General features: G+C 74.3%; 6 protein-coding genes and 1 rRNA gene. 3 read left to right on the top strand and 4 right to left on the bottom strand.

Annotated features, from left to right (window positions below):
• Positions 1–102: ribosomal RNA gene (gene rrf / locus KLI87_RS38990) — 5S ribosomal RNA — on the top strand; the annotation flags it as partial.
• A gap of 200 nt (positions 103–302) precedes the next feature.
• On the opposite strand, the gene KLI87_RS38985 is transcribed toward rrf, so the two are convergent.
• Positions 303–1,055, bottom strand: a complete 753-nt coding sequence (locus KLI87_RS38985; protein WP_214620998.1) for a PIG-L deacetylase family protein — start codon at positions 1,053–1,055, stop codon at positions 303–305.
• A gap of 243 nt (positions 1,056–1,298) precedes the next feature.
• Here KLI87_RS38985 and KLI87_RS38980 point away from each other — a divergent pair, with 243 nt between their 5' ends.
• Together KLI87_RS38980 and murA are read left to right on the top strand one after the other, a co-directional pair.
• Entirely contained in the window at positions 1,299–2,579 is a 1,281-nt protein-coding gene (locus tag KLI87_RS38980) for a serine/threonine-protein kinase (protein ID WP_214620997.1), read from the top strand.
• Positions 2,580–2,677: 98 nt separating this feature from the next.
• Complete coding sequence (murA, locus tag KLI87_RS38975) at positions 2,678–3,979, top strand: UDP-N-acetylglucosamine 1-carboxyvinyltransferase (protein WP_214620996.1); 1,302 nt, start codon at positions 2,678–2,680, stop codon at positions 3,977–3,979.
• Positions 3,980–3,997: 18 nt separating this feature from the next.
• On the opposite strand, the gene KLI87_RS38970 is transcribed toward murA, so the two are convergent.
• The 3 genes from KLI87_RS38970 to KLI87_RS42000 form a co-directional block, all read right to left on the bottom strand.
• On the bottom strand, positions 3,998–4,531 hold the full coding sequence (locus tag KLI87_RS38970) for a hypothetical protein (protein ID WP_214620995.1): 534 nt from the start codon (positions 4,529–4,531) through the stop codon (positions 3,998–4,000).
• Positions 4,532–4,589: 58 nt separating this feature from the next.
• The gene (locus KLI87_RS42005) at positions 4,590–4,871 is read right to left on the bottom strand and encodes an alpha/beta hydrolase (protein WP_374225504.1); all 282 of its coding nucleotides are present in this window, start codon (positions 4,869–4,871) and stop codon (positions 4,590–4,592) included.
• A 374-nt stretch (positions 4,872–5,245) separates the two neighbouring features.
• Positions 5,246–6,094, bottom strand: coding sequence for an alpha/beta fold hydrolase (locus KLI87_RS42000; RefSeq protein WP_374225502.1), 849 nt, complete (start codon positions 6,092–6,094; stop codon positions 5,246–5,248).
• Positions 6,095–6,191 lie beyond the last annotated feature (97 nt).

Here is a 6,191-nt window from a genome sequence, read left to right as displayed (position 1 = left end):
GAGAGGGAAACACCCGGTCCCATCCCGAACCCGGAAGTTAAGCCTCTCAGCGCCGATGGTACTGCATGGGGGACTGTGTGGGAGAGTAGGACGCCGCCGGACTCATTGTTGGGAAGGGCCCCGCCTTATGGCGGGGCCCTTTCTCATTTCTGCGACTCGTGTCTCCGAAGCAACGTTGATGCAACGTTCCATGTGCAAGAATTGGTCCTAGAGATAGGGCTGGTAACCATGGTCGCGCCGGTGCCACCCACACGAAACATGTACCGGCGCGGCCACCCGGTCCGCACCGTCCGGACCGCCCGCTATTCGCGGGGGCCCTCGATGTACCACTCGCGGCCCAGGAGCAGCCCGAACAGCGGGGTCGGGAGCCGCACCAGGACCCGCATGACGGCCGCGGTCCTTCCGTCCCCCCGCACCTCGCTGCGGTGCGCGGCCAGCGCCGCCTGCTTCTGCTCGGCGAAGCGCCGGACGTCCACCCGGTGGGTGATGGCGGACGACGGGCTGCCGACCGCGCGCAGTGCGGCGTCATCGAAGCGGAGAGGGATCCGCAGCAGGCGGATCAGCCGCACCAGGCGCATGACGTTGTCGTGCGGCATCGTCGCCTCCCGCACGCGTTTCACGTCGGCCATCTCGGCGGCGCGCTTTCCGACCTCGTGCACCCTGACATGGTCGCGGTGGCCGTACCCGCCGTTGGGGTCGTAGCTGAGCAGCATGTCGGCCTTCTCCTCGCGCAGCAGCGCGGCCAGGCGGGCGGCGGCCTCCTCGGGGTCGGCGCGGGCGAAGCGCGTCCGGTCCGGAGGGTCGGGGTAGAGGAGCGGGCCGTGCCCGCTGTCCGCGTAGCCGAGGTGTTCCACGCGGTGGACGCCCAGGATGGCCGCGCTGGCGCGCAGCTCGTCCAGCCGTGGCGCGCCCTTCTCGGGGACGGGCCCCATCATGCCGTCGGTCGCCACGACCACCACGACCCGGTGCCCCTCGGCCGCGGCGCGGGCGAGGGTGCCGCCGGTCAGCAGTACCTCATCGTCGGGATGGGCGTGAAATGCCACGAGCGTCGCCATCGGAGCATTATCGCGGCGTTGGTCCGTTGCGCGGTCTAAGTCGCCCGACGCGGTTCGATCTCGTAGAGTCCCTGGGGATCCGGCGTCGGGCACGTTCGCGGGCCGCGCTCCCGCTCCGCGCCGGGACGGCATGTCCTCGGCGGACGTGTCGTCCTGGCATTGTGACCTATGCGTGGTTGCGGCCGGACCTGGGTGAACGGCAGGGTACAGGCCATGACTTGGGACGTTCCGGGCTATTCCGTGGTGCGAGTCCTGAGGGAGGGGCCGGCGGGACGTGTCGCGGAGGCGGTGCGGGACGGGTTCGGGGAGCGGGTCCTGGTCCTGGACGGCGCCCCGGTCGTCCAGGACGAGGCGTGGGCCCTGACGCGGCTGCGCGACCCGCATGTGGTGCGCGTCCACGAGTACGTCGAGGCCCGGCGGGCGCTGGTCATGGAGTTCGTCGAGGGCGAATCGCTGGCTCGGCAGCTCGCCGGGGGGCCGATGGCGCCGGGCGCGGCGTTCCGGGTGCTGCGGGGGTGCCTGCTCGGGCTCGCCGCCGCCCATGACGCCGGCCTCGTGCACCGGGACCTGTCCCCGGCGAACGTCCTGCTGGTGGGCGGTACCTGCAAGCTCACCGGGTTCGGGATCGAGGCTCCCGGGACGGACGCCTTCACGGCGCCCGAGCGGAGGGCGGGGGAGTTCACGCCCGCCGGCGACCTGTACTCGGCGGCAGCGATCTTCTACGCGTGCCTGACCGGGCAGGCGCCCGGTGTCGTCCAGCTCGATCTGGTGCCGGAGCCGGCGCGCGGACTCGTCGCGCGGGGGCTGGCGCAGAACCCGATGGCGCGGCCGGGTTCCGCGCAGGCGTACGCGGCGCTGGTGGAGGCCGTCGCGCGGAACCAGTGGTCGCGGCCGAGCCCCCCGCAGCCGGTGTCCTCGGTACCGGTGCCCGAGGGCAGGCCGGGGCTCGCGCGTCCGATGGCCCTGGCCGTGGCGCTCGGGGTGGTCTGCGCGGGCGGCGGGTTCGGTGTCGGGAAGGCGGTCGGCGAGGACGAGCCGAAGCACGCGGCGCCCCCGGCCACGCACAAGGCCGTCCCGCAGGGGACGGGGCTCGCGCGCGGCAGGCTCGCGTACGCGGTCGGCAAGCAGAGGCTGGACGTGGCGCTGACCGTGACGCCCGCCGTCGTTCACGCGGGCAACACCGTCACCGTGAAGATGGCGGAGCGGCGGCGCGCGGGCTGCCCGCCCGTCCTGAAGTGGCGGATCGGGGACGGGCAGAGCGCGCTGTGGTCCTATCCGCGCTCCGCGGGGCTCCTTCCGGCGACCCGGGTCGGCACGCCGGTGAAGGCGGACGTGCGGCGCTCGCAGCCCCGGGTGTCGGCCAAGGGGTGCGAGCGGACGACGATCGTCCACAGCACCTACACGTTCACGGTCTCGCTGGCGCCGGGCGCCTACCTGCTGTCGCCCTGGAGCCCGCCGAGGGCGAAAGCGGCCGGGGCGCGGGCCGTGAGCAGGGGCCGCCTCCCCGTGCTGACCGTCAAGTAGGACGCGCGGGGGGCCGGAGGGCGACGCCGGGGCCGCCCGGAGATGTCCTTTCGGTGGATCGGGTTCGTCCACCCCCGGCCCGGCCGTAGGCTTTCCGGATGACCGACAAGTGGTGGGAGATCGAGCCGTCGGGTCCGCTGCGCGGCGATGTGACCGTGCGGGGGGCCAAGAACGCGGTCAGCAAGCACATGGTCGCGGCGATGCTGGGCGCGGAGCAGAGCACGATCCGCAACGCGCCGGACGTCGGCGAGGTCGGCATCACCGCGGGGATGCTGGAGCACGTCGGGATGGGCGTGGAGCGTTCCGGCGGCGAGGTCGTGATCGTGCCGGGGCCCGTGGCGGACCCGAGCGTCGGCAAGGCGTTCACCGGTCTGAACCGCATCCCGATCCTGATGCTCGGCCCGCTCCTGCACCTGTCGGGGGAGGCGTTCGTCCCGCTGGTCGGCGGCGACCCGATCGGCCGCCGCCCGGTCGACTTCCACGTGGAGGCGCTGCGGGCGTTCGGCGCCGAGGTGACGATCGACGGCGACGGGATCCGCGCGCGGGCGTCGCGGCTCGTCGGGACGCGCGTCGACCTGCCCTACCCGAGCGTCGGCGCCACCGAGACGGTGCTGCTGGCGGCGGTGCGCGCCGAGGGCAAGACGGTCATCCGCAACGCCGCGACCGAGCCGGAGATCATCGAGCTGGCGCTGTTCCTCCAGCGGATGGGCGCGCGGATCTCCTTCGCGCCCGACCGGCGGATCGTGGTCGAGGGCGTCGAGCGGCTCGGCGGCGCGCAGACGCGGCTGGCGGGCGACCGTATCGAGGCGTTCTCCTACCTGGTCGCGGGTCTGGTCACGGGCGGGGAGGTGCGGGTGCACGGCTGCCCGCAGGACCGGCTCGTCACCGCGATCACCACGCTGACCGGGATGGGCGCCCGGTTCGAGATCACCGACGACTGGATCATGGCGTCGGCGCCGGACGGGCTGAGCCCCGCCGCCGTCCAGACCGACACCCACCCCGGGTTCGCGACGGACTGGCAGACACCGCTCATGGTGCTGTTCACGCAGGCGGACGGCATGTCGGTGCTGCACGAGACCGTGTACGAGAACCGGCTCGCCTACGTCCCGGCGCTACAGAGCATGGGCGCGGAGATCGAGGTGTACGACACCTGCCTCGGCGGCCCGGCGTGCCGCTACCACGACACGGCGGCGGTCCACTCGGCCGTGGTGCGCGGCGTGAGCAAGCTGCGCGGCGGCGATGTGACCATGCCCGACATCCGGGCGGGGTTCTCGGCGGTGCTCGCGGCGGCGGTGGCGGAAGGACCGTCCACGCTGCGCGGCGTGCACCACATCGAGCGCGGCTACCACCGTCCGGTGGAGCAGTTCCAGGCCCTGGGCCTGGCCCTGCGCGCCGGATAGGGCCGCGCGGGCGGCGGCTCAGCGGGGCGGGTTCGCGGTCGTCCGGGGCCAGGTGAAGGTGAGGGAGCCGCCGACGGGGACGGCGCGCCAGAGCGGCGCGGCCGCGTCGAGGCGGTCGAGGACGCGGCCGACCTTGGCGATGTCCTCCTCCGGGATGTGCCTGCGCTCGGCCCCTTCGGGGGGACGGGCGCCCGCGCGGCGCCTCCAGGCGATGTCGCAGATGCTCGCGAAGTGCTCGGAGGTGGCCATGTCGGCGTGGTGGCCCCGGCGCAGCGCCGCCTCGCGCCTGTTCAGCCTGCGCTGCGCGCGGGCGCGGCGGCGCCGGTCGCCGGGGGCCTCGACCGTCTCGCGGAAGCTCCCGCCGCCCGCCAGCGCCCGCCCGTACACGGCGTGCGCCAGCCCCAGCTCCGCCTCGACCATGTAGTGGACGAGGTCGTGCGGGATGTCCTCGTCGTAGCCGGGGGCCGGGTCCATGCGGCGTGGCGCCCGGCCGGGCAGGGTGACGACGGTCGCGTAGCCGCGCTCCCCGGTCCGTTCGAAGCTCACGTCCATGGCGGCAGGCTAGGCGGGCGCCCCCGCCGGACGCACCCGGTTTTCCGGGGCGGGTGCCTCAGGCTCCGCAGTGGCCGGACGCGGGGAGCCTGCCGGTGATGAGGTAGTCGGTCTCCGCCCGGCGGGCGCAGGCGGAGTTGAAGTACGCGGTGTGGCCGGTGAGGTCGGCGACGAGCAGTCCGCTGCCGTCGATCTGGCGGTGCATGCCCTGCGCCCAGACCAGCGGCGTGGACGGGTCGTCCCGGGTGCTGGCCACCAGGATCGGCGGCGCGCCCACGACCCGCTCCCGGGTCCACGGGTTGGCCGGGGGCACCGGCCAGTCCGCGCACAGGAGCGTCATCAGCCATGCCTCCGAGGCGCCGCCGGTGTGCGGGGCCAGGGCGCGCGCCTTCCTCAGCCGGGCGGCGGCATCGCCGTAGCCGCGCAGTCGCGGCGGGAAGTCGTGGCAGCCCACCGCGGCGTAGGCGTCCTGGGGCTGGCCGACGGAGGAGTTGTCGGCCAGCAGGGACGCGTCGCCCGCCCGTGCCTCGGCGAGCGCTCTGCCCAGCTCCGGCCAGGTCGACGGCAGCAGGGAGCTGGTCGGCCCGAGCAGCAGCAGGTTGGGCAGGACCATCCGGATCGCGTCGGCGTTCACCGTGGTCGGGCCGCCGGCGGCGTGCGGCGCCGGGATCGGCGTGCGCGCGGCCCGGGCCAGCAGGCCGTCCCAGACGGCGGTCACGTCCTGGCCGTGCAGCGCGCACGACGCCGTCGTGCCGCACCAGCGGGCGAACTGGCCGAACACCTTCGACAGCGCCGAGGACTCCTGGTCGAGGAACGCGTACGGGCCGACCGCGTGGTCCACCGCGCCGTCGAGCACCATCGTCCGGACGCGGCGCGGGTACAGGCGGGCGTAGGTCTGGCCGAGGAAGCTCCGTAGGACAGGCCGAGGAAGCTGATCCGCTGTTCTCCGAGCGCGGTGCGGATCGCGTCCATGTCGCGGGCCGCGCTCACGGTGTCGACGTGCGCGAGCAGATCGGGCCGGGACCCCGCGGCGCACGAGGCGCCGTAGGCGGCGCTCTGCCGCTTGATCGCGGTGAACTGCGCTTTGGAGCGGGGGAACACCGCGACGTCGGGGGACAGGGCCGCGCCCGCGCACGTCACCGGGGTGCTGTCGCCCACGCCGCGCGGGTCGAAGCCGACGATGTCGAAACGCCGCTGGAGGTCGGCGGGCATCTGCTGGCGCCCCCTGAGGGCGATCACCGCGGCGCCCGGCCCGCCGGGGCCGCCGGGGTTGAACAGCATCGACCCGAGCCGGTGCTCGCGGTCCTGCGCGGGCAGCCGCGACAGGCGCAGGGAGATCTTCGGGCCGTCCGGATCGGCCCACGACAGCGGCACCTGGATGTCGGCGCACTCCGCCGGGCTTGGCTCCCCGTAGGCGCACTCGCCCCATTGCGGCGCTGCCGCCGCCCAGGGAGCCCCGCCGGGCGGCGCCGCCGCCGCGACGCTCCCCCCGAGCGCGCCCGCGCCCGCGGCCACCGCCGCCAGTCCCGCGACCCCGCGCGCCATCCACCGTGATCTCATCATGCGGCCGACGCTAATCCAGCGGGCCTCCGCCGATCGTCAGCCTTCGGTCCGATGGCCGGTCATACGATTGGATGACGCCGCGTCCGGCACCGGTGAT

Origin of the sequence: Actinomadura sp. NEAU-AAG7 (assembly GCF_018603865.1) — a bacterium.
GTDB classification, from domain to species: domain Bacteria; phylum Actinomycetota; class Actinomycetes; order Streptosporangiales; family Streptosporangiaceae; genus Spirillospora; species Spirillospora litoris.
This window is presented reverse-complemented; position numbering and strand designations above follow the sequence as displayed.